The organism is Intrasporangium sp., from assembly GCF_040414665.1.
Classification (GTDB): Bacteria; Actinomycetota; Actinomycetes; order Actinomycetales; family Dermatophilaceae; genus Intrasporangium.
On the sequence record NZ_JBEDUL010000071.1, the window covers coordinates 16,959 to 40,635 of the forward strand.

Sequence of the window (23,677 nt, forward strand, 5' to 3'; positions counted from 1 at the left end):
GCACCCAGCGAGCTGAGCGGCATACGGCAGGGTGTCGTGGGACTCACGGGACGGGTGTGGCACCCGCCAGCGGTGCGGGGTGGCCCAGGGTGCACGTGCGCTCCACGACGCGAACGGTGCTGCGACCCCCCTCGGTCACCACGATGACTGCCGCCGGACTGCCCTCGAAGGTGGCGAGGTCGACGTACACCGGGACGTCTGTCGGCAGCGAATGGGCGGTCAGGCAGGACTCGAGACCGATCTCCGTCGCGATGGGACCCAGCTTGGGCCCCTCCGCGGCGAGGGTCTCGATCGGCGCGTCGGGGGACCTGAGCATCGCCCTGGCCTGCCCTGCGAGGTTGGCCTCGGTGTAGGCGGTGTCCGAGAGCTGGACGTGGAAGTTGGGCCGGAATGGTGAGGTCGCCGACGGGGTCATCGTCACGCTGGAGCCGCCGACAGAGGCCGTGCCGTTGGCCCGCTTGCTGAGATGGAGCGCGGAACCGCCGACGGCCACGACGGCGGCTGCCGCGGCGACAGCCGCCACCGCGAGGACTGGACGCGGTCTCTGGCGCTGACGGATGAGCGGGGCGACGATCGCCTGGTCCGGGGTGGAGCGGTTCAGTGGGCCGGGGTCGACCCGTAGGGCAACCTCGTCGCTGAGGAGCGACTCGATGCGCTGGGTCACGTGCTCCGGCATGGGACCGGGGCCGGGAGCAGCAGCGAGCAGCTCACGGATCCGTGCCTCGACTGCAGGATCGAGCTCGTCGGCGGCCTCAGGTGGGTGCCCGGGTAGGTCCACGATGTTCCTTCGGGGTGGTGCTTTGACGGGGGCCGTCCCAGCGCTGCCGCGGTCAGGGGGCCGACCTCGTGCTTCGACGTGCAGTATCGCCGGGGGGTTCCACGGGGGTTTCACTCGCGGCGGACTCTGCCCAGCTCAGCCGGCGTGCTGGTCCGGGGCACCGCCCTCCGGCTGGTGGCTCCAGGCCGGTGGCTCGTCGACGCCGGCCGACTCATCGCGCTCGGCGTCGGCGCTCGATCGCTGGACGATGCCCGGTGCATGGTGGACCGGGGCATAGATCGCGTAGAGGCGGAGCGGCTCGTCACCGGTGTTGACCACGTCGTGCCAGCGACCGGCCGGGACCTGGATCGACCACCCGTCCGAGACCTCCTGCTCGAAGTCGAGCTGGTCCTTCGCCGGCCCCATGACGCACCTGCCGCGGCCGGCATCGAGGCGCAGGAACTGGTCGGTGTCGGGGTGGACCTCGAGGCCGATCGACTCGCCGACGGGGATGGACATGAGGGTGACCTGGAGATACGTGCCGGTCCAGGCAACGGTGCGGTAGTTCTCGTTCTCCCGGGTGGCCGTCTCGATGTCGAACGCATTCGGCCGGGGCCCGTTGTCGCTGATCTGCATCACAGTTCCTCTCTGTCGCACGGGTCAGGAGACATCTTCCCGCGTTCGTGGCACGGGTCACCTACCCCGCGCGGGCGGTTCGGTTGTCAGGCCCAGCTGCTGGGCGAGCGCAGCCCGGCCGCGGGCGCACCGTGACTTGATCGTTCCCTCGGCCACCCCGAGGATCACGGCCGCCTCGGAGACGGGGACGGCGTGCATGTCAACGAGGACGAGGGCGGCGCGCTGCCCCGCAGGGAGCGTGGCGAGCGCCCCCTCGATGTCGATCCGGACCTCGGTCGAGGAATGCTGGTCCCGGCTGTCGGCGAGCTCGTACTCCGGAAGCTCGGCGGTCGGGCGCAGCCGACGCAGGCGGTCGAGGCAGGCATTGACGATGATCCGGTGCAGCCACGTGGTCACCGCAGAGTCGCCCCGAAAGGAGCCGGCCCTTCGGAAGGCCGAGATGAAGCCGTCCTGGACAGCGTCGGCGGCGATCTCCGGGTCGCGGCAGGTGCGCAGGGCAACGGCCCACATCCGGTCCTTGTGCCGTCGGAACAGCTCCCCGAAGGCGTGATCATCTCCCGCTACATGGCGCTCGAGCAGGTCCCGATCGCTGGCCTCAGCGAGGGGGACGGGGGTGGCAGGACCCACGACTCAGCGCACCACCACTTCGGCGATCTGGGCCCGGTAGTGGTTGGGTGCCTCGTCAGGTGCCGGCCGCGTGACCCACACGATGACCTTCGTGCCGGCCTCGATGTCCTTTGGCGCCTTGATGGTCACGCTCCCGCTCGTGTCCCGCACCTTTCCGATCTCCTGGGTGCGGTCCAGGGAGGCCTCGTCGGCGAGGAAGACCGACACGTCCTGTGCGGCCGGGAGGGTGAGCTCGACCTCACGGACCTTCGTCGGTGCGCTGAGGTCGAGCACCAGGCCGACACCCTCCTTGCTGCGGTTGTACGTGTCACTGCCGTACCACCGTGACTTCCACGCCGTGCTCGGGTCACCGTCGAAGGCAAGCGGGACCTGGTTCGGGCTCTCCTCGCCGTCGTCCTGCGGATCGAAGCTGGAACCGCCGACGATGCTCACGGGCTGGTCATTCGGGGACTGCGTGTCGCTGGGGGTCGTCGGGGGCGGCGCCTGCTGGGTCGTTGCGGACGCGGTCGGTGTCGCTCGCGTGCGCGTCACGGTGACGGTGGGCCGGGCCTCGGCCGGGCTGTCGGACTCGCCGATCTTCGCGACGTTGTTGATGCCGATGACCAGCGCGACGAGGACGAGGGCGCCGACGATGGCCAGCGCGATGCGCGACTGGGCCCCCGTGGGCCGCTCGGGCGTGCCGCCGAAAACGAGGGGAGCGGCGATCTCCGCCGTAGGAGGTTCTTCCAAGGCTTGGTCGATGGCGATGTCCTCGCCATGGAAGGGCTCGTCGTGTCGTCCGATCCGGCGCTCGGCGGCTCGTGCCGTCGCCTTGTCGGCAGCCGCTCGGGCGAAGGAGCTGACCCGTTCCCCCATCGCGCTCGCGACCCCCGAGGCTGCACCAGCAGGCTTGAGGGCATCGCCCGCGCCTTGGCCGCCACTGGCGAGTCCCGCGCCTGCGGCTGCCGCGCCAGCAGCGACACCGGCACTGGCAGCGCCGCTCGCCGCGGCCCCTGCAGCCGAGCCGTTTGCGGCGCCCGCGGCGCCCGCGCTGGCCCCGGCGCCCGCGGCGTCCCCGCCCGGATCGTGGGTTCCTCGGCGGCCGGCCAAGCGGGCGTAGAGATCGCCGCTCGGTCCCGCGACGGCAGGTCCGTATCTCGGTGCGGTGGCAGGCGACCCGCCCGCCGGGGTGATCTCGGAGGACTGCGCCGGCAGCCGGATCCCGGTGGCGCCGTCGCTCGTCGGTGGCTCCGATGGCCACGGCGCGATCTGGAGGGCGAGGTCCCCGGGGGACACCGGGCCGCGGTCCTCGTTGAGCGTCATGCGGCAGACGAGGTCGAGGTCGTTGGGGATCCCGACCGCGATCTCGGACGGCGCGGCGACGCCTCCGATCATCGTCGGCGCGGGCTCGAGCCCGACCGGGCGTGCGCGGCTCGCCCCCGCCGGGCCTGCGGGCCACCGGCCGGTGAGGCCGGCGTAGATGAGCTTGACGAGGCCGACGGCGTCGATCCGGGATGCCAGTTCGTCGGAGGATCGCTCGGCGTCGACGAGCGCCGCATCGGTCGCGAGGCCACGGACCTTCACGTCGCCGTCTGGCATACGGAGGAGCGATGAGGGGGTGAGCGTGAGGTGGTGCAGCCCCCGGTGACGCGCCTTCTCCAGGGCGCTCGCAGCCTCGCCGACGATCCGACGCACCTCCTCCGCGGGCAGTCCGCCCGAATGCAGGATGTGCGACATCGGCATGGCGCCGGTCAAGGGTTCCTCGACGACGAAGGCGATGTCCACGTCGGTGCCCACGTCGAGGACCCGGACGAGCCGGGGATCCTCGATGCCGGCAGCACGGCGGGCGGCATCGAGGGTCGCCGAGGCGACGGACGACGCGACGGGGAAGCACACGAGGACGACCTCGCGGTCCAAGGTGTTGTCGGTGGCCCGCCACCGCTCGTGATGGGGCCCTTCGGAGGTGCGTAGAGTGACGGCATAGCGTCCTCCGAGCACCGTTCCCGGTCCAATGCCGTGCACCTGCGTCACCCCTTCCTGTGCTGAGCCGCGTCGAACGAGAGGGCGTGGGAACCTCTGCGGTGACCACGTCCGCACCTGCGATCCGGAGCGCGGCCCTGCTTCATCCTAGGGCGACTCAGTCGTTCTTCCGGCTCTGTGCGGCCTCGTCACGCTCGGCGATCGTGTCCAGATCGCCGATCTCGTCGATGCGCGACGTGCCCTTGAGCACGGCGCGAGCCACCCCGGCCAGGAGCACGAGGCCGGCCAGCACGCCGCCGATCCAGTAGAACGTCGTGTCGAGAGGGTTGGACGAGACAGGGATCGTGGCCGCCGATCCGATCTGTGTGCCGTCCGCCGTGGTGAGATACGCGAGGATGTCGGCTCGGCCAGCGGCGACTGCGTGGACCGGCACGGTCACGTTGCGCAGCGCCCCCGGTCCTGCCGCGATGCTGACCGGGCCGGGCTGCTCGCGGATCTGGATGCGGGGGTTCATCGGCGAGAGCACGAGACGGAGGTTCCCGACGGCGTAGCCGAGCCCGTTCTCGAGCGTGATCCGCAGCGTGCCGTTCTCGGCGAGGAAGTTGATGCGCCGCGGCACCACCCTGATGGCTGACGTCGCGTTGCGGACGTCGGCGCTCACCGAGTTGTGCAGCTTCGACCAGGCGGCCGGCTGATAGCGCCACCGGGTGCTCGTCAGCTCGTCGAGGAGCTCGCCGTAGGTGCGCTCGAACGCCGCGCCGTCTTCGACCACGGTGGACACGGCGTCGATCGTCAGACGCTGCTGGGCGAGCTGCCGGAGCCGGAACTCGCTCAGGGTCCGCTTGGGTGCGGCCGAGGGTGGCGCCTTCGCCGGCCGCTCCTGTGGGCGGCGGGCGTCTGTCACGTCGTCTCGCACCAGAGTCTCCAGCGGCGCGGTGGTCAGCCAGGGGATGGAGTCAGTGGTCGCGTGCAGGAAGGCCGCCAGACCCGCGGGGTCGGGGTCGTAGTTCCGGGGCGCGGCGACCAGGACGGACCGGCCGATGCCCGGGAGCTCGCCGAGGAGCACGAGCGTTTCAGCGAGGAAGCGTTGGGTGGCGAGAACGGGCGTCGGGTCGGACCGCTTGGGCAGCAGCGCCGAGAGTCGCACGTCGTAGCCGAGGAGGCGGCTGCCCTTGTCAGACACCCGGCGCGCCGTCGGGGTGTAGGGGGAGGCCGCGCTGATGGCCCGTTGGTCGACGATGATCCCGGCAGCCTTCCCCGTTGCCGACTTCGAGTACAGCGACTGGATGGCCGCGTCCCGGCCCGCCGGCAGCAGTCCGTCCGCCGGCCAGGCGATGTCACCGCGCACCGGCGCTCCGATGCGAGCGCCCACCTTGGAGGCCCGTGACACGAGCTCGCGAGCGACGAGGTTGCCCGGGTCGATGTCGCTGGTGGCGGCGACGTCAGCGTCGGCATAGGGGAGTGCGATGAGGTTCCGCCCCTGCAGGCTGGACACGAGCCGGTCGACGAGCGGGGACCCCTCACCGTCCGCCGCGTCCGCCGTCCCATCCGCGGAGGTCGCTGGTGTCTCTGGCGTCGGGGGCGGAGACGCGGTTCCGGTCGTCGGCGAGCCGGATGGCCCTCCCGTGGGCGCGGTTGGGGGAGGGCGCTCTGACGCTGTCTCGCCGGGTGCGGCCAGGAGCACCGACGGGTCGACGGCCAACGTGGCAGACGATCCGGCGGTGCCCTCGACGATCCGGTCAACGCGGGATCCGGGCCCGATGGCCGCGGCCCACGCCTCGCGCCGCACCGTGTCATCGCGCTCGAACAGCTTCAGCTCCGGGTCGAGTGTGACCGGGATCGCCACGGCCAGCTGGAGCGGCACGAACTCGACCCGTGAGTTCCAGGCGAGGAACGTCCGGGTCATCCCGACGGGCGTCGAGGCTCCCCGTTGGTAGGCCTCGATCGAGATCGGCAACGCGGCGAAGGCGGCGTCGGTGCGGACGCGTCGCTCCTCGAGGTCGATCGCAAAGGGCACGGTCTGACCCGCCGCCACCTCGGGCAGCGGCTTCGCCAGTTCTGCAACACGTTCGCCGGACGCCTTGCCGGTTCCCTTGACCCACCGGTCGATGTCGCCTCGGACGGTCAGCGGCCGGGAGCCGAGGACGACGTCGATGGTCGTGCCGACGAGCGGGCCGGAGGTCGGGGCAGTCAGGGTGCCGGCGATCCGCGTCTCTCCGCGCCCGTCCATGACGGTGGGGGACACCGAGGTCAGGGTGACGATGGCCTTCTCGGTGTCGGGTGTCACCGAGGCGCTGTGCGGGACGGGCTCTTCGGTCTCGATCACTGGCACCGAGCGTGCCTGGCTCGGCGGCGAGGCAGCCGCACCCGGGAGGGCCGTGAGGGCGAGGAACGTCGCGGCGGCGACCGTCCGGAGGGCGGCGCGCCACGGCCGGGCCCGGGTCACGCCGTGCCTGCCAGCCGGCTCCACGCCGCCTGCGCGATGCGGCGCTCGTTGGGGAAGGTGAGCCGGCGGTGCACCTCGTCCAGGCGCATCCACGCGACGTCGATCGCCTCGCGATCGGGGTCGTTCTCGATGGTCAGCTCGCCGCTCAGGGCCTCGAGCAGGTAGTGGTGGACGAACTTGTGCACCCGCTTCGTGGACGTCGCGAACCAGTAGTCGATGGTCCCCAGCTCCACGAGGACGCGCCCGGTGATGCCGGTCTCCTCCGCGACTTCTCGGGCGGCGGTCTCGACGAGCGTCTCCCCCGGCTCGACGTGGCCCTTGGGGAGGCACCACTCGATGCGCCCGGCGCGATTGCGTCTCGCGATGATGGCGATGAGGGCGCAGCCGTCCTGGATGTCGACGACGATGCCGCCGGCAGAGCGCTCCTCGACCGCGGGCAACCGCCGCCCCATGTGGGGGATGGGGGCGGTCTGCGCGGTCATGCCGCCACCATAACCAAGGGACCTGTTTCCCGCCCCCGCCTCACACGCCGGCCCCAACGCCCTTCTCAAGCGCCATTCCCGTATGCTGCTGTGCTCGCTCACGCGCACCACGTGCCTTCCCCTCCTTCCGCCCGCCCAACGCGCATCGAGGGTGTTGCGTTCCACTGAGCGCCCCACCACGGCCTCCGACACCTGCGCCGTGGCTCGAATGTCGGTGCCCTTCCTGCCGAATCGACGCCGACGGGTGCGCCACGGGTGAATAGTCGGAGGCTGGGACGGCCGTCGGCTGGTGGCGGAAGGGCACCTGTGCGCTCACCTAGGCTGGTCCCCGTGTCCGACCGCCCGAACGTGCCCGACCCGAACCAGCTGGAGCTCCTGCGCGGGGCCGTCGCCCAGCTCGCGCCCGTGCTCCCGCTGCTGCAGGAGCTCGGCAAGCTGTTCGAGCAGCGGGGGCACGAGATCGCGCTCGTCGGTGGGCCGGTGCGGGACGCTTTTCTGGGGCGGACCTCCCCGGACCTCGACTTCACTACGGAAGCGAGTCCGGACGAGATCCTGGCCACGGTCGAGGGGTGGGCGGACACGCACTGGGACATCGGGCGGGAGTTCGGCACCATCGGCCTGCGCAGGGACTCGCACCACATCGAGATCACCACGTACCGCGCGGACACGTACGACCGGACCAGCCGCAAGCCGGAGGTGATGTTCGGCGACACCCTCGACGGCGATCTCGTCCGCCGCGACTTCACCGTCAACGCGATGGCGATCCGGCTTCCCAGCCTCGAGTTCGTCGACCTCCATGGCGGCCTGGTCGACCTCGCGGCCCGGCGACTCATGACGCCCGCGCCTCCGGAGGAGTCCTTCGCCGACGACCCGCTGCGGATGATGCGCGCGGCCCGCTTCGCGAGTCAGCTCGGCTTCGACGTGGCCCAGGAGGTGCGGACCGCGATGACCGAGCGGGCGGCCACTCTCGAGATCATCTCCGCCGAGCGGATCCGCGACGAGTTCACGAAGCTCGTCTGTGCTCCGGCCCCGCGACCCGGCCTCAGCCTGCTCGTCGACACGGGCCTGGCCGACCACTTCATCCCCGAACTGCCTGCGCTGCGCCTGGAGGTCGACGAGCACCACCGGCACAAGGACGTGTACGAGCACTCCCTGACGGTTCTCGAGCAGGCCATCGCGCTCGAGGGCCCGCCAGATGGCACAGAGGAGTCGGTGCCCGGCCCGGACCTCGTGCTGCGCCTGGCCGCGCTCCTGCACGACATCGGCAAGCCGGCCACCCGACGCTTCGAGCCGGGGGGCGGGGTCTCCTTCCACCACCACGAGCTGGTCGGGGCACGGATGGCCAGCAAGCGGCTCAAGGCGATGCGCTACGACAAGACGGTCGTCAAGGCCGTCGCGCGGCTCGTCGAGCTGCACCTTCGCTTCCACGGCTACGGCGAGGGTCAGTGGACCGACTCGGCAGTGCGCCGCTATGTCACGGATGCCGGTCCGCTCCTGCAGCGACTCCACCGTCTGACCCGCTCAGACAGCACGACCCGCAACGTCCGCAAGGCGCAGCGGCTGTCAGTGGCCTACGACGACCTCGAGCGGCGGATCGAGCGCCTCGCGGCGGAGGAGGAGCTCGCGGCCGTGCGGCCCGAGCTCAACGGCAACGAGATCGCCGAGATCCTGGACATCAAGCCGGGGCCGGTGCTCGGCGAGGCGTACAAGTACCTGTTGTCGGTGCGGCTCGATGACGGACCCATCGGCAAGAGCGCCGCGCGCGAGAAGTTGCTCGCCTGGTGGGCCGCGCGGGATGACTGAGGCGTGCATCAGGTAGGCATCATTGATTAGGGCGGAGAGGTAGCCCACGGCCCTGGCCGCATCGTTGCGGCGGCTCGACGAGGAGCCCACCGGCAAGGACGCCGCCAGCGAGAAGCTGCTCACCTGGTGGGCCGCTCATCGCGCTTCGCCAACTACCCTGACCTCAGAGCTCCGCAAACGGATTGCGGATGCTCACGCCACGGATATCGTGATCGACGTCAGGCTGGGTGCCAGAGCGTCGCCGACGATGATGTCAGTGCTTCGCAGCCTTCCGATGTGCTTCCTCACGTGTCGTGTCAGGTCGGCACGCCAGGTCCCCGAGGGGAGCATCCCGTCAGAGTTGTCCACAGGGATCACGGATGGCACCCCGGCGGGCAGCCGCGGTACCTCGGGCACCCGGCGAGCCCAGCGGCATACGGCATCGTCGTTGTTCGTTTGTCGGCGGGGAGCGCTCCCCATCGCCCTCAGGCGGCCCACCCCCTAGCCTGCCCCTGACGAAGGGGGCACCATGCCGACACTGACCTATCCGAGCGCCACGTTCCCGGGGCGACCCGCCCTGCGGCTGGAGCTGCCCGAGGGCTGGCAGGCGGTGCCCGCCGTCGGTGACCTCGCGGGCGCGGCGCTCGTGGCGATACGGCCCGCCGCCGAAGGGCAGTTCCGGCCCAACGTCCTCGTGACGGTCGACGAGGTGCCTGCCGACCACACGGTGCGCTACGACCTCGACGGAGTCGAGCGGCTCGCCAGCGAGCGCCTCGAGGGCGAGGCCGGCGAGGTCTATGGCCACAACATCGGGGGAGTCACGTTCTTCGGGCGGGACCTCAGCTACGTCGACGCAGCGGCTGGCACGCTGCTCGTCCGCAACCTCTTCGGTTTCGTCCGGCGTGACGTCGACGGCGGGCTGGTCCGCATCACCGTGACGGGCACGATCGGGTCGACCCGTCACCGGGAGGACAACGCCGAGCTCAGTCGCGTGATCGGCGGACTGCAGGTGACGCCCGGCCCGGGGACGACGCCGCTGCTCGACGAGGAGGCGGCCCGATGACGACCTACGCCAAGGGCGCCGACGTCGAGGCGCTCGCCCGGTCGGCTCGGGTCATCAAGGGGATGCAGGCGGAGCTGACCCGGATCGAGGCGACGTCCCGCGGCGCGATGCGCTCCATCGAGGCCGGCTGGGGCGGCGACAACGTCCGGGCCCTGGTCCGGCACTTCAACACGAGGGCCGTTCCGGGTCTGCAGGCGTGCAGCGGCGTCTTCGAGGCGATGGCCTGGCGGCTCGAGGCGAACGTCGCCGACCAGCGTTCCGCATCCGGTCTGGGCGGGTCGGGCGGATCGGGCGGAGCTGGGGGCGGCGGCGCCGGGTCGGGTGCCGGCTCGGGTGGTGGTGGGCTGAACGACGTCACCAAGACCAAGGGCAAGAAGTTCCAGCTCGACCCGGACAAGCAGCCGGACAGCATGGGTGACGAGTCCGGGACGAGCTACCGCCACACGACGCAGGACGGCCGGCACACCTACGAGAACGCCACGGAGGGCGAGGACGGCCGGGTTCGCTACGACCGGTACACGCACGCCGGCGACTACCGCGACCGTCAGCTCGAACACGAGTCCGGCTGGCGCAGCGAGAGCGAGAGCCGGGTCGACCGGCCGTGGCTGCCGACCGACAACTCCGAGGACGAGGACGCCTTCGCCAACCGACACCCGGGGGCCAGCACCGCGATCAACCGCGGGGTCGAGGGCGTCAACTGGATGGAGCGGACCGAACACCAGGGCCACACCGACTACGAGCCGGTGTACTACGACGCCGACGGCAAGGTCACCGACAAGGAGCACGCGGTCCGGATGGCCTATGGCGGCGGACCGGGCACGGAGGTCAAGGGCTACCACGAGTTCGGCATCAAGGACGGGGCGCTCGCGGCCGGTCTCGGTGGGACGGCGGGCGCCTACCTGCTCAGGGGCGGCGTCGAGGGCAACCTCGGCGCCCACGGGAAGTACAACGCGAGCGGCTTCGTCGGCGCGGAGGGAAAGGCCGATGCCTCCGTCTCGCTCGGCAAGGACGGGTTGGCCGCAAAGGCGAACGCCTCCGCCATGGTCGGCGTCAAGGGGGAGGCCGGGGTCGCCTACGACAACGGCCCGCTGGCGGCGCACGCCAGCGGCAACGCGATGGCCGGTGCCGAGGCGAAGGCCGACGCCTCGGTCGCGATCGGGAAGGACGGGATCCGGACCAGCGCCGGCGCGGAGGCTTTCGCGGGCGTGAAGGCCGGGGGCGAGGTCGGCGGCAGCATCGCCGGGGTGGGCGGCACGGCCGGCGGCGAGGTCTACGCCGGGATCGGAGCGCACGCCAACATCGACGCCAACTTCAGCGCGGAGAGCGTGAAGGTCAAGGTCGATGTCGGAGCGGCGATCGGCATCGGTGGCGGAGTCAACTTCAGTGTCGACGTCAACCCCAAGGAGTTCCTCGAGGACACCGGTCTGGATGACGTCGCCGACGGGATCGGAGCCGCGGTCAAGGATCCCATCGGCACGATCGGTGGCTTCTTCCCATGAGCCTGATCTGTCACATTTGGCGCACGTTTGATTGACTTGCCGCGCTCCGGCCATCCGGCATGGGACCAAGGCCCCGCCAACGGAGCGATGAAAGGACCTCGATGAGCACCTTGGCCTATCCGAGCCGGGACTTCCCCGGCCCGCCGTCCGTGGCCGTCGACGTCCCCGAGGGCTGGCTGCCCGTGCACGCGCCGGGCACCGCCGTGGCCGCCAAGCTGCCCCGGGAGGATGGCTTCGACCCCAACGTCGTCGTCAGCATCGAGCAGTGCGGTGCCGACTTCACCGAGGAGGAGTCGCTCCGTCGCATCGAGGCGCTCGCCCAGTCACGTGGTGGGGTCTCGAGTGAGCCGTATGCCGCTGAGCTGGGTGACGCCCGCTTCGTGGGCTGTGATGCCACCTGGCCAGACGCGGACGTCGAGACCATCCTGCAGGCCAACCTCTTTCACGTCGTGCGACCGGAGCGGGCGGGTGCCGCCGGCTGGGTCGTCCAGCTGAGCGGGTCGGTGGGCGGGCCGGCCGCCGAGCAGGACTACGAGCTGATCCGCTCGGTCCTTGCGTCGGTTCGCGTTCGCCCCTGGGCTCCTGTCGAGGCTGAGGGGAACCCGGTCGGATGACCGTGGACCAGTCGGCGATCTCGCATGGTGTCGCCACCGACGTTGGCCGGGTGCGCCAGCACAACGAGGACAGCGCCCGCGTCGTTGGGACGGTGTTCGTCGTCGCGGACGGCATGGGCGGACATGCTGCCGGAGAGGTGGCGAGCGGGATCGCCACGGACGCCCTCATCGAGCTGGCCGAGCGGCCGGTCCTGCAGGCTCGCGACATCGTCGAGCAGCTGACTGAGGCGAACCGGCGGATTCTCGAGTCAGCAGCCCGCCGTCCCGAGCAGACCGGAATGGGGACCACCGTCGCGGGGCTCGCCCTCGTCTCCGGGGGCGGCGGCTCGCAGCACTGGGTCGTCTTCAACATCGGCGACTCGCGGGTGTACCGGTTGCTCGACGGGCACCTCTCGCAGGTGACCGTCGACCACTCGGAGGTCCAGGAGCTCGTCGACCGGGGGATCATCACCGCCGAACAGGCCCAACACCATCCCGGCCGCAACGTCATCACCCGCTCGCTGGGTCGGGACCCCATGGGCCAGGTCGACCACTGGGTCTTCCCGCCGTACCCGGGAGAGGCCTTCGTCATCTGCACGGACGGGCTCTCCAACGAGCTGGGGCTGCCGGACATCGAGGCCGTTCTCCTCGATGTCGCTGACCCTCAGGAGGCCGCGGACGAGCTGGTGCGCAGGGCGGTTCAGGCCGGCGGCCGCGACAACGTCACGGCCATCGTCGTCACGCTGGAGGCACACGAGTCCGGGGCAGACGTCGACGAGGACACGGCTCCCCGCGAGGCGGTCGGTCGTCCCCGCCATGAGCCGCCGGCGGGTGAGGAGCCGACAGGGGAGAGCAGGTCGTTGGTGTGAGTGATCCCTCGGTCGTCGTGCACCGCGCCCCCGACGGCTGGACCCACATCGGTGGGCCCGGCATGCATCTGCTCATCGCCCTCGAGGAGGACGACGACCGCACCCTGACCGCGAGCGATGCCGCGGACGGCGGACAGCTCGACGACGTCATCGACGTCCTGACCGCGGGCGGGCCGCGCAAGGCGCACCACTTCGTCGGCGTTCACTGGAAGCCGCGGACGCGGATTGTCGCGTTCGGGCCCGTGTCGGCCAGGCTGACGATGACAGACGGCACCGAGCACGAGGTCCGTGCCCTCAACCCCCGGGTCTGGACCGACCTCGTCCTCGACACACACCCGGAGCGCGTGGAGCTCCGGGTACTCGAGGGCAAGGAGGCGACCGAGCCGGCTCCCGCCCAGACGCTGATCGTCCGTGCCGGTGGCGTGGCCCGCGTACCCCCGCCTCCTTCCGCCCAGTCGAGTGTGCAGTTGGCGTCGGCAGGTTCTGCGCACTCGAGTGGGGGTGCGCCGCCGGTTGCGTCGAGTGTGCAGTTGGCGCCGGCAGGTTCTGCACACTCGAGTGGGGCTGCGCCGCCTGCTGAGTCGAGTGTGCAGTTGACGTCGGCAGGTTCTGCACACTCGAGTGAGAGCGAGCCCGAGCTCCCCTCGTGGGGTCGGGGACCGGCCGTTCTGCCTCGGCGTGCCACCCCGCCGCCCACTGCCACCGACGACGTCGAGTCGACCTGGTCGGTCAAGCCCACCCCCTCCGAGGACGACCATCACATCTCGGAGCCGGACGAGGCGGCCGCCCCCAGCTACGACTACCTGTTCGGCCACACGGTCACGGTCGACGAGCACCGACAGCTTCTTGCCGAGGCGGAGTCGGCAGGCGCAGGCGAGCCGGATCCGATTGAGGCGCCGGCCCCTTCGTCAGTGCCACCAGTGCCACCCGTATCGCCAACGCCGCCGACCCTGCCGCCAGCGGCTCCTTCGGCGTCACCCCCTGCAACCGGCGGAGGCCTGATCTCGTCCGTCCCGTGGGCATCGGGTTCAGCCGCACCCAGTCCCGACCACGGGTCGACGGCCGAACCGCGGCCAGCCGTTCCGACGTTCTCCGGGCGACACACGCCTCCGCCGGCGCCAAGCCTGCTGCCACCGCCCGTCACTCAGCCAGCCACGCCGCCAGCCGCCCCCCTTGAGGTGGACCCTCCGGCGGCAGGGGACGAGGACGCCGACGAGCTGACCGTCGACCGTAGTGCCCTGATCCAGGCCCGCCACGCCGCCCAGTCTGGCGACCAGTCGGGTGGCGCCTCGGGGCCGAGCGTTGTCGCCGTCCTCTGCTCCCAGGGCCACCCAACGCCTCCGCACGGCGACTCCTGCCGCATCTGCGGCGGGGGGATACCTCCTCAGGACACGTTCACCATGGTCAGGCCCCCGCTCGGTGCGCTGCGCCTCTCCACCGGTGACGTCGTCACCCTCGATCGAAACGTCCTCATGGGTCGGGCACCCACGCTCGGTTCCGATCTCGCAGCAACGGACCGACCCCACGTCGTCAAGGTGCCCAGCCCTGAGCGGGACGTGTCGCGCAACCACGTCGAGGTGGTGCTCGAGGGCTGGCACGTGCTCATCCGCGATCTCGGCACGACGAACGGGACGACCGTTGCCTTGCCGGGCGGGCAGCCGGTCCGGCTCCGGGCCAACGACCAGCAGGTCCTCGAGCCCGGCTCCGTCGTTGCCATGGCCGACGAGGTGTCCTTCGTCTTCGATCCAGGGATGAGCTGACATGGCCAGCACGCGACACGCGGGCAGGCATCCGCGGCGGGGTGCCCCACCCCAGATCCCGGGCCTGGTCTTCGTCCAGCCCTTGGGCTCGGGGGGGTACGCCGACGTCTACCTGTACGAGCAGCAGAGCCCCCGCATGCCGGTGGCGGTGAAGGTGCTCAAGTCCGAGGGACTGACCGACGCGCTTCGGGCCCAGTTCGTCGACGAGGCCGACACGATGGCCCAGCTCGGCGACCACCCCTACATCGTCCAGGTCTTCCGGTCCGGAACGGCTGACGACGGGCGGCCCTACCTCGTCATGAAGTACTACCCGCCGCCCAACCTCGCGATGCGGGCGAGGGCGGAGCGCTTCACGGTCGAGGAGGTGCTCCGCACCGGCATCCAGCTCGCGAGCGCGGTCGAGACGGCGCACCGGGCGCACATCACCCACCGCGACATCAAGCCGGCCAACGTCCTCATCAGCGCCTACGGGGCGCCCGGCCTGACCGACTTCGGCATCGCCGGTCGGGGCGGGCGTGACGGCCGAGACGGCGACGTGGCTGAGTCCACGGATGACATGGGTGTCTCCGTACCGTGGGCAGCACCGGAGGTGCTCTACGGTCAGAGCAACGGGGACGAGCGGTCCGACGTCTACTCCCTTGCGGCAACCCTGTGGCACCTGCTCGTGGGCCGGTCGCCCTTTGAGGTGCCGGGCGGCGACAACTCCGCCTACGCCCTCCTGCCCCGGATCCGCAGCACCCCACCACCCCCGACGGGCCGCCCGGACGTGCCCCCGGGTCTCGAGCGGCTGCTTGCCCAGGCGCTGGCCAAGGATCCTTCCCGGCGACCGGCGGCGGCCCTCGATCTCGCCAGGGCGCTGCAGGCGGTCGAGCAGCAGCAGCGCTTGGCCCGGACCCCCATCGTCGTGCTCGACGAGCAGGGTCACACGACACTGGTCAGCCAGGTCCACGGGTCACCAGCGGGGCCCGAGACCCTGGACGACGACCGCACGCGGATCAAGGCACCCCAGACCGTGGTCGCCCAACCGTCCTCGCCCGCGACGTCGCTCGACGCGGACACACGGCGGCGCCGCGACGCAGGAGCCCCATCAGCTGCCCCATCAGCTCCGTTCGCCCCGACCGGAGCCGGTCTCGCGCCCACGTCGGCCCTCTTTGCCCCAGTACCCGTGCGTCCAACCGCAGTGACCGACCCGATGTCGAGCAGTCGCACGGCGCCCCTCGTCCGTGACGGCAGCGCCGGCGGCGGTGGCTATGACGACGGTGACGGGCCCACGGTGCGGCGGCCCGTGGGCACGCAACCCACCCAGTCCGAGCCAACGCCGCAAACGACGGCTCGGCCCCAAGGGCCTGCTCGCCCCACCCCGGCCCTGCTGTGGGGTCTCGTGAGCGGACTTGTCGTCCTCGTCGGCGTGGTGGCCTTCCTCGTGCTCCGACCGGAGGGCTCGGACGCCGAGACCGACGCCGGACCGCGGCCCAGCCCCACCGTGTCGATGCCTGGCGACGACAACGCCGTGCCCGACGCGGTCTTCGACGCGCCGACGGTGGCGGCGGAGTCGGGCGACGGCTCGGTCACGTTCCGGTGGTCGTACCCCCAGCCGGCCGTGGGGGACAGCTATCGCCTGTTTGTCGCGCCCAGGCAGAGCGAGGCGGTCAAGGCGGCCCCGAGGATTCTCACAAAGACGACCTTCACCGAGAAGGTGCCCAAGGGCCAGCAGCTCTGCGCGGTCGTCACCGTGAACCGGGGTGGGCGTGAGTCGCCACGGTCTCAGGTCGAATGCGAGACTGCGCGGTAGATCTGGACAAATCCGCCAAACCGCTCGGATGAACCGGGACGAAGCACCACCACGTAGACACACACCACGTTCGAATGACACGAGACACAGGGACAGGGTCAGGGGGCCTCGAAGCGTGATCCACAGCAAGGTGACAGTCGACTTCTGCGGAGAGACATACCCCGTCTCACCCGATGAGGGACTGACGATCGGGCGGTCGGGGAACGTCGAGATCGACGACAACCCCTACCTGCACCGCACCTTCCTGCGGATCTCGCACGATGCGGGCTTCTGGTGGCTCACCAACACCGGATCGACGCTCAGCGCAACGGTCGCGGACGAGCAGGGCCTCTTCCAGGCGTTCCTCAACCCGGGGGCGCGGATCCCCCTGGCCATGCACAAGCTCATCGTCTGGTTCACGGCAGGCCCGACGACGTACGACTTCGAGATCGTCGTGGCGAGCCCGGTCTTCAAGTCGGTCGAGGCAGAACCGACCATCGCGACGCCCAGCGACGAGGTCGGTGAGGCGACGGTCGGGCGAGTCAGCCTGACGCCGGACCAGAAGCTGCTCATCGTCGCGTTGTGCGAGCCGTTCCTTCGGCGGCGCGAGGCCGGGACGACGCAGATCCCGTCCTCCGCAGCCGCGGCCGAACGGCTCGGCTGGACGCTCACCCGCTTCAACCGCAAGCTCGACAACGTCTGCCAGAAACTGGCCGACGCCGGCACGCGCGGCCTGCACGGTGGCGTCGGGCGCGTCGCCTCGAACCGCAAGGCGCGGCTCGTCGAGCACGCACTCTCCACCAAGCTCGTCGTCGAGGAGGACCTCGCGCTCATCGACGACGATGAGCACGACGGCCCGGTGGACCGCACAGTGGAGGGCGCCGGTTCGGCCGATCGGGGGAAGGCATGAGCACCGCCGCGACGAAGCGACGGATCGGAGTCATCTCCACCATCGTGGTGGCCCTCGTTGCCGGGCTGCTCGTGTGGGTTGCCACCCGATCGGATGGAGAGGTCGTGCGCAAGGCCGACCTCAACGACGGCGGGATCTGGGTCACCAACGCCGACCAAGCACGGTTCGGCCGGATCAACAAGGCCGCGGGACAACTCGACGCCGGCGTGCTCTCCGACGGGACGCCCGGGTCGGGCCTCGACGTCGTCCAGGACGGTGCGGCCGTCGTCGGCCTCTCGAAGGCGAGCAACCTGCTCCTGCCGATCAACCCGGCCGAGGGCACGCTTGCCACGTCGCAGTCGATCGTCCTGCCCAAGGCAGAGCCGGCCACCGGCAACCGGGTCTTCGAGACGGAGCCGGTGGACCTGCGCGGCGGCACCATCGCCATGGTCGACCCGGCCAAGGGCGAGCTGCGCGCCCAGCGCGTCGACAACCGCGGCGGGATCGCCGGGCTGGACCAGCTGCAGACCCAGGCCAAGCCGCTCGTCACGGTGGGCCCGAGCGCAACGGTCGCGGTCGGTGTCGACGGGACCGCCTACGCGCTGTCGAGCGCCAAGGGCGTCCTCGCGATCCTCAAGCCCTCCGGCGGCCAGTTCGCCAAGCCGGCTCTCGTCAAGCTCGGCTTCGCGACGAAGAGCGCCCAGGTGACGGCCGTCGGCCCGCACTGGGTCGTCTATGACTCGGGCACCGGACTGGTGTACTCCGACCTGCTCGAGCAGCCGCAGCAGGTCTCGGTGGGCCGGGCCGAGCCCGGCAAGCCGGCCTATGCGGCGCTGCAGCAGCCCGGACCGGACAGCACCGCCGTGCTCCTCCAGGACGAGTCACGGCTCGTCCAGGTGCCGCTCACCGGTGAACCAGCCGGCCCGGGAGTCACGCTCGCCCAGGCAGCGCCCGGCTCGGGCAGCCCCGCCGAGCTCTTCCTCTCGGCCCCCGTCCGGCTCGGCTCGTGCGTGCACGCCGCGTGGGCGGCTCCCTCGAACTCCTTCTACGGGAGGAACTGCGGCTCGCCGCAGGACACCCAGACCGTCGGCCTCGGCGCCATGAAGAACGGCGTGCGGGTCGACGGAGTCAAGCTGCGCGTCAACCGCGGGCTCATCGTCCTCAACGACCTCGACTCCGGCGACGTCTGGGACATCGACCGCGACCGGGTCAAGATCGACAACTGGAACTCGGTCATCCCACCGCCGCAGGTTGACAACAAGAACAAGAAGAAGGACGAGAACCTCATCGACGACGAGGTCGACAAGACCCCGCCGAAGGCCCAACCGGACCACCTGAAGGTCCGTCCGGGGCGCACCTCGACGTTGCACGTGCTCGACAACGACACCGACTCGCAGGGCTCGATCCTCGCCATCAGCCCCGGCGACGTCGGAACCGCGTCCATCGCGGACGTCACGACGAGCGCCTCCGCCGACGGTCAGACCGTGCAGGTCACCGTCCCCGAGGAACCGAAGGCCGACCGGTTCACCTTCGAGTACACCGTCAACAACGGCACCACCGCCAAGAACGGGCGGGCCACCGCCAAGGTCACCGTCACGATCGTGGGTCCGGACGAGAACACGCCGCCGAAGCTGCGCGGCGGCAGTGCCAAGCTCGCCAAGGCGAGCTACCCGGTCGCCCGCAACGCGACGGTGAAGGTCGGGGTCATCGCCGACTGGCGCGATGCGGAGAACGACCCGCTCCAGGTCTCGCCGGTCGACCCGGCCGCCACCGGGGTCGACGGGTCCGGGGCCCTCATCGTGCGGGCCCTCGGCAAGAAGGGGGACCAGCAGGTCGAGTACGAGGTCAGCGACGACAACGGGGGCGTGACCACGTCAGCGATCACCGTCCAGGTGCTCGGCGACGACGACCGCGCCGTCGCCCCGCGGACCCAGCCGGACGTCCTGCGCGGTGTCGTGGGCAAGCCGGTGCAACTGCAGCCGCTCGGCAACGACATCCCGGGCGCCGACCCCACCGACCCGGAGGCGCGCCTGCGCCTCGCCTCCGAGGTCAAGGGACCCGGACAGCTGACCATCGACACGAACACCGACACCGGCGTCCTCACCGTGACCGGCGCGACACCAGGAACATCAACCATCACGTATGCCGCTCAGTCGGGTTCCGGGGTCAGCGTCGGTCGCGTGCGGGTTGACATCCTGCCCGACCCCGACAAGGAGCTGCCGCCCGTCGCATCACCCGACTCGGCCGTGGTCCGTGGGCTGACCCCCGTCATCGCGGACGTGCTGTCCAACGACTACAGCCCGCGCAGCGATGTGCTCGTGGTCCAACGGGTCGTCACGGACAACGCCTGGCTGCGGGTCAGCGTGGTCCAGGGCCGGTGGGTGCGGGTCGAGGCGACCGCGCCGCTCGACGGGAACAAGGAGCGTCGCGGGACGGTCGCCTACACCATCAGTGACGGCACCCAGTCGGCCGTCGGCCAGCTCTCCGTGGTGCAGCGGCCGGATCCCGACGAGCCGATCCGGCCCACCGTCCTCGATGACACGGCAGCCGTCCGGGTCGGTGACGCCGTGACGATCCCGGTGCTCGACAACGACTCCATGTCCGAGGGCATCCCGCTCAAGCTGGACCCGCTGGGTGTCCGGGTCCGCAGCGGCGGTGGCCAGGCCTTCGCGTCCGGCAGCGTGCTGCGCTACGTCCCCGAGCCCGACGCCAAGGCGACCGCTCCCCGGACGGCAGTCCTCGAGTACGCGGCCCATCCCGAGGGCCTGCGGGCCCGATCGGCCACCGGCCGGGTCACGGTGACGATCAACCCGTTGCCGAGCGAGACACGGCCCAACCGCCCGCCGACGGCGCGCAGCTTCTCGGCCAGCGTCACCGCGGGCGACACGCTCTCCATCACCGTCCCTACCTCCGGGGTGGACCCGGACGGTGACCTCGCCTTCGTCGGAGGAATCGTCGGCGAGAAGGGTGACGCCGTCGACCTGCAGCTCGGGCGCGTGCTCGGCTTCGGCGCCGCCACCATCCGCTACGAGGCCTACCCGCGCAGCGCCGGCACCGAGGTGATCCGCTACCAGCTCCGTGACCGGTTCGGTCTCACGAGTGAGGGCTTCATCCGCGTCGGTGTGGTCCAGCCCGGCGACCCGCAGCCGCCGGTCGCCGTCGAGGACGACATCGTCGCCGCCCCGGGCCGCACCGTCCACGCCGACCTGCTCGCCAACGATCTCATCGCGAGCGGCGACGCCGTCGAGCTCGAGGACTTCGCCACGCTCAACGACGCCGACGTCCTCAAGGACTTCACGCGCCAGCAGGACGACTCCGTCAAGGTCGTCGCGCCGGAGGAGGGCCCTGCAAAGGTGCTCGCCTACGGCATCACGAACGGCATGTTCGACCCGTCGCGCTCAACGTTGACGGTGCGGGGCCAGAAGGACTTCAACAACCCGCCCATCGCGGTCGACGACACCGGCGTCGCCAAGGACGGCGAGACGAGCATCCTCGTCGACGCCCTGGCCAACGACCGGGACCTCGACGGTGACCAGAAGTCGCTGACCATCACCAAGGTCATCGGCGACGGCGCGACGATCGAGGGCCGCAAGGTCCGCGTCCAGCTCCGGCCCGAGGCCCGCGTCGTGCCCTACACCATCGAGGACGCCGACGGCGCGGTCGCCATGGCGCTCATCTACGTCCCCGCGGGGAACAACGGCCAGCCCTACGTCGTCCAGGGCAAGACGATCCGGATGGATGCGGACGCGACGGCGAAGGTCACCCTCGCCGACTACGTCAGGGACCCCCGCGGCGGCGCCGTTTCGCTGACGTCGCCGGACACCATCTCGACCTCGCCCGCCGAGCACCTCCAGCAGGCGGCAACGTCCTCGACAGAGCTGACCCTCACCTCGACGAACGGGTACGTCGGCCCGGCCGCGCTCATGCTCGAGGTCACCAACGCCACTGGCGCGCAGGACACGTCGGCTCAGACGGCCTATGTCACCATCCCGGTCCAGATCGGACCTGACGTCCCGGTCCTGCGCTGCCCGGACCACGAGGTCCGGCTCGTCGCCGACGGCCCGGCCCGGAGCGTCGACATCCCACGGCTCTGCCGCGCGTGGCTGCCCGACACCCTCGACCAGTCGCGGGTCCGCTACGAAGCCGTCTGGGACCAGGCCGTCGACCGGGTCGACCTCCGCCAGACGGGGCAGGGCGGACGGACGGTCGTCCTCAAGGCGGAGCCCGCCGCGCGGGCCGGCTCGACCGGCACCGTGACGATCGGCGCCAAGGGCGGAGCCGAGCGCTTCACGCTCCGGGTCCGCGTGACGGCGCAGCCGCCCAGCGCGACCCTGCGGCCCGCCCACATCGAAGGGCTCATCGCAGGGACGACGCAGCAGGTCAACGTGGCGCAGCACCTGGACAGTCCCCTCGGATCGCCCCAGTGCGAGATCACCGCGGCCACCGTGCGCGCCGGCACCGGGGTGACGGCAACGGCTGCCGGCTGCATGCTCACCGTCGCAGCATCGGAGCAGGCTCGCGGTGATGCCCGGATCGAGGTCCGCGTCACCGACGCGCCGGGCCGGCCACCAGCGGTCGGCGAGGTCACCGTCACCGTGCGCAGCAAGCCAGACCGGACCGACGCCCCGGTGGCCGTCGCCGACCGGGTCCTCGGCGGCACGGCGCGCGTTGATTGGCGGCCGCCCGCCTACGACGGCGGCCTGCCGATCCTCGAGTACGAGGTCGGGGTCAACGGCCCCGGTGGCAGGGACCAGAGCTGCCAGGCGTCGCCGTGCACCATCACCGGCCTGACGAACGGCGAGGACTACACGTTCACCGTCCGTTCCCGCAACGCCGTGGGCTGGTCGGAGCGGTCGGGGGCCTCCTCGCCGCCGGTTCGCCCCGACACGCTGCCCAAGGCCACCGCGATCAGCAATGTCGTCCCCGGCGACCGCCGGCTGACCGTTTCGTGGACCGCTCCGGTCAACGAGGGCTCCGCGATCGCCCAGTACCAGGTGCAGTGGGTCAATGTCGGGGGCAACGCCGGGCAGACCGGCACCAAGGTGGTCCCGGCGCCCCAGCTCTCGACCATCGTCAGCGGTCTCGTCAACAACGACGCCTACAAGATCCGCGTCCAGGCCCGCAACGACCTGGGCTGGGGGCCCTACGGGCCCGAGGTCACCGGGCAGTCCTTCGGCAAACCGGCTCCCGTGGCGGCGCCCACCCTCAACCCCCGCTCCCCGGCACCCGACCAGGACAACGCCCAGGTGACGATCACCTGGCCGACGACCGACCCCAACGGACCGCCGATCACCCAGTACGACGTCTACCGCCGCACCGGGTCGACGGGCACCTGGGTCCCCGTCGCGAGCGTCTCCGGCGGCGCCCAGCGGGTCGCCACCGACACGATCCCCTACGGCGGCCAGACGGTGCAGTACACCGTGACGGCCACCAATGGCGGCCCGGCCACCTCGGAGCGGACGAACTTCTCCTCCTACACGGCGAACGGCATGCCGCAGACCCCGAGACTCTCCGCGGTCAGCACGCCGAACGCCGATTACCGCGCCGTCGCCAGCTACTCGCTCGGCAGCCACCGCTCAGCCGGCTACGACCACGTGGAGTGGCGGACGACCGACGGCGCCTACGGGGGCAGCTGGCCGGCGCCGAGCTCCGGTGGCACGACCGGCAATGTCGGGATCAACCAGCGGGCCATGGAGATCCGCGCCTGCAACACGGCCGGGATCTGCTCGGCCTGGTCCAACAACGTCACCTTCAACCCGTACGGCCCGACCAAGGGTGTCGGTGGCATCAGCGAGTCGCACACGGGCAGCTCGATCACCTTCTCGTGGAGCAAGCCGGCCGACAACGGCAACGCGATCCGGGGCTACCGGGTCAGGGGCGACGTCAACACGACCCTCGGCCCGAACCAGACGTCCTACACGTTCAGCGGCCTCGGCTACTCGACGACCCGATCCATCACCGTGACGCCCTTTGCCGACCGGTCCGGCGACGGTCCAACGGCCGGTCCGAAGTCGGCGACGACGAACGCGGCCCCACCACCGCCGGCTCCCAAGGTCAACTGGTTGCGACCGTACGGCGACACCGGGGTCCGCCCGGGATGCGACAGCGGTGACTGCCAGTACCTGCAGTACGACCTGAGCAACTTCCAGGGCAACATCCGGTGCACGTTCAGCAGCAGTGACGGCACCTGGCCGTACAACTGGGACGACGGGAGCAACGGCTCGATCCAGCCGCGGAACGGGACCAACACGTCGGGCAAGTACTTCGGGTTCCCGACCGGCTGGGTCAAGGTGACCTGCCATGGCTCGAATGGCAGCGACTCGTTCACCCGCAACCCCTGGGGCGGCTGACGTGGCCCGACCCCGCGCCAGACGCAGCGTGACCGCGGAGCGAGCTCAGCGGCATACGACCACTTCGACCAACTGCACCACAGGAGAACGGAACTCATGAGTGTCACTCAGGACCAGGTGACGTGGTTCGCCCACACCTTCGACCAGCTCGTCGGCAACATCGAGCGGGCCGTGCTCGGCAAGCGCCACGTCAC

General features: G+C 70.9%; 15 protein-coding genes. 9 read left to right on the forward strand and 6 right to left on the reverse strand.

The window, feature by feature from the left end; translation table 11 throughout:
- Nucleotides 1–43 precede the first annotated feature (43 nt).
- From ABF401_RS08255 to ABF401_RS08280, 6 genes are all read right to left on the reverse strand, one after another.
- Nucleotides 44–778, reverse strand: a complete 735-nt coding sequence (locus tag ABF401_RS08255; protein ID WP_353509063.1) for an RsmA family anti-sigma factor — start codon at nt 776–778, stop codon at nt 44–46.
- A gap of 135 nt (nt 779–913) precedes the next feature.
- The gene (locus ABF401_RS08260; protein ID WP_353509064.1) at nt 914–1,393 is read right to left on the reverse strand and encodes a cupin domain-containing protein; all 480 of its coding nucleotides are present in this window, start codon (nt 1,391–1,393) and stop codon (nt 914–916) included.
- 57 nt (nt 1,394–1,450) lie between these two features.
- Entirely contained in the window at nt 1,451–2,020 is a 570-nt protein-coding gene (sigM, locus tag ABF401_RS08265) for an RNA polymerase sigma factor SigM (protein ID WP_353509065.1), read from the reverse strand.
- 3 nt (nt 2,021–2,023) lie between these two features.
- Nucleotides 2,024–4,030 carry a protein kinase family protein gene (locus tag ABF401_RS08270; protein ID WP_353509066.1) on the reverse strand — a complete coding sequence of 669 codons (2,007 nt, stop codon included), beginning with the start codon at nt 4,028–4,030 and terminating at the stop codon, nt 2,024–2,026.
- Nucleotides 4,031–4,136: 106 nt separating this feature from the next.
- Nucleotides 4,137–6,425, reverse strand: a complete 2,289-nt coding sequence (locus tag ABF401_RS08275) for a DUF6049 family protein (protein WP_353509067.1) — start codon at nt 6,423–6,425, stop codon at nt 4,137–4,139.
- Entirely contained in the window at nt 6,422–6,907 is a 486-nt protein-coding gene (locus ABF401_RS08280; protein ID WP_353509068.1) for an NUDIX hydrolase, read from the reverse strand. Before ABF401_RS08280 ends, ABF401_RS08275 begins: the two co-directional genes overlap by 4 nt.
- Before the next feature lie 321 nt (nt 6,908–7,228).
- Between ABF401_RS08280 and ABF401_RS08285 the strand changes: the two genes are divergently transcribed.
- The 9 genes from ABF401_RS08285 (at nt 7,229) to ABF401_RS08325 (ending at nt 23,483) form a co-directional block, all read left to right on the forward strand.
- Nucleotides 7,229–8,710 carry a CCA tRNA nucleotidyltransferase gene (locus ABF401_RS08285; protein ID WP_502908205.1) on the forward strand — a complete coding sequence of 494 codons (1,482 nt, stop codon included), beginning with the start codon at nt 7,229–7,231 and terminating at the stop codon, nt 8,708–8,710.
- A gap of 508 nt (nt 8,711–9,218) precedes the next feature.
- On the forward strand, nt 9,219–9,752 hold the full coding sequence (locus ABF401_RS08290) for a hypothetical protein (protein ID WP_353509070.1): 534 nt from the start codon (nt 9,219–9,221) through the stop codon (nt 9,750–9,752).
- Entirely contained in the window at nt 9,749–11,251 is a 1,503-nt protein-coding gene (locus ABF401_RS08295) for a hypothetical protein (RefSeq protein WP_353509071.1), read from the forward strand. The genes ABF401_RS08290 and ABF401_RS08295 overlap by 4 nt, the downstream gene beginning before the upstream one ends.
- A gap of 101 nt (nt 11,252–11,352) precedes the next feature.
- A complete protein-coding gene (locus ABF401_RS08300; RefSeq protein ID WP_353509072.1) occupies nt 11,353–11,865 on the forward strand; it encodes a hypothetical protein in 513 nt (170 codons plus the stop codon).
- Nucleotides 11,862–12,713, forward strand: a complete 852-nt coding sequence (locus ABF401_RS08305) for a PP2C family protein-serine/threonine phosphatase (RefSeq protein ID WP_353509073.1) — start codon at nt 11,862–11,864, stop codon at nt 12,711–12,713. The genes ABF401_RS08300 and ABF401_RS08305 overlap by 4 nt, the downstream gene beginning before the upstream one ends.
- Nucleotides 12,710–14,473: an FHA domain-containing protein gene (locus ABF401_RS08310; protein ID WP_353509074.1), complete on the forward strand. Its 1,764-nt coding sequence runs from the start codon at nt 12,710–12,712 to the stop codon at nt 14,471–14,473. Before ABF401_RS08305 ends, ABF401_RS08310 begins: the two co-directional genes overlap by 4 nt.
- A 1-nt stretch (nt 14,474) precedes the next feature.
- Nucleotides 14,475–16,265: a serine/threonine-protein kinase gene (locus ABF401_RS08315; protein ID WP_353509075.1), complete on the forward strand. Its 1,791-nt coding sequence runs from the start codon at nt 14,475–14,477 to the stop codon at nt 16,263–16,265.
- Between the two features lie 115 nt (nt 16,266–16,380).
- Nucleotides 16,381–17,154 (forward strand): FHA domain-containing protein, encoded by a 774-nt coding sequence (locus ABF401_RS08320; RefSeq protein WP_353509076.1) that lies wholly within the window; start codon nt 16,381–16,383, stop codon nt 17,152–17,154.
- Nucleotides 17,151–23,483 (forward strand): Ig-like domain-containing protein, encoded by a 6,333-nt coding sequence (locus tag ABF401_RS08325; RefSeq protein WP_353509077.1) that lies wholly within the window; start codon nt 17,151–17,153, stop codon nt 23,481–23,483. Before ABF401_RS08320 ends, ABF401_RS08325 begins: the two co-directional genes overlap by 4 nt.
- Nucleotides 23,484–23,677: the final 194 nt, after the last annotated feature.

What these genes read in the sequence shown, in the direction of transcription:
- ABF401_RS08295 (WP_353509071.1), top strand. Translation starts at nt 9,749, where the DNA reads ATGACGACCTACGCCAAGGGCGCCGACGTCGAGGCGCTCGCCCGGTCG.
- ABF401_RS08305 (WP_353509073.1), top strand. Translation starts at nt 11,862, where the DNA reads ATGACCGTGGACCAGTCGGCGATCTCGCATGGTGTCGCCACCGACGTT.
- ABF401_RS08325 (WP_353509077.1), top strand. Translation starts at nt 17,151, where the DNA reads ATGAGCACCGCCGCGACGAAGCGACGGATCGGAGTCATCTCCACCATC.
- ABF401_RS08290 (WP_353509070.1), top strand. Translation starts at nt 9,219, where the DNA reads ATGCCGACACTGACCTATCCGAGCGCCACGTTCCCGGGGCGACCCGCC.
- ABF401_RS08300 (WP_353509072.1), top strand. Translation starts at nt 11,353, where the DNA reads ATGAGCACCTTGGCCTATCCGAGCCGGGACTTCCCCGGCCCGCCGTCC.
- ABF401_RS08260 (WP_353509064.1), bottom strand. Translation starts at nt 1,393, where the DNA reads ATGCAGATCAGCGACAACGGGCCCCGGCCGAATGCGTTCGACATCGAG.
- ABF401_RS08280 (WP_353509068.1), bottom strand. Translation starts at nt 6,907, where the DNA reads ATGACCGCGCAGACCGCCCCCATCCCCCACATGGGGCGGCGGTTGCCC.
- ABF401_RS08315 (WP_353509075.1), top strand. Translation starts at nt 14,475, where the DNA reads ATGGCCAGCACGCGACACGCGGGCAGGCATCCGCGGCGGGGTGCCCCA.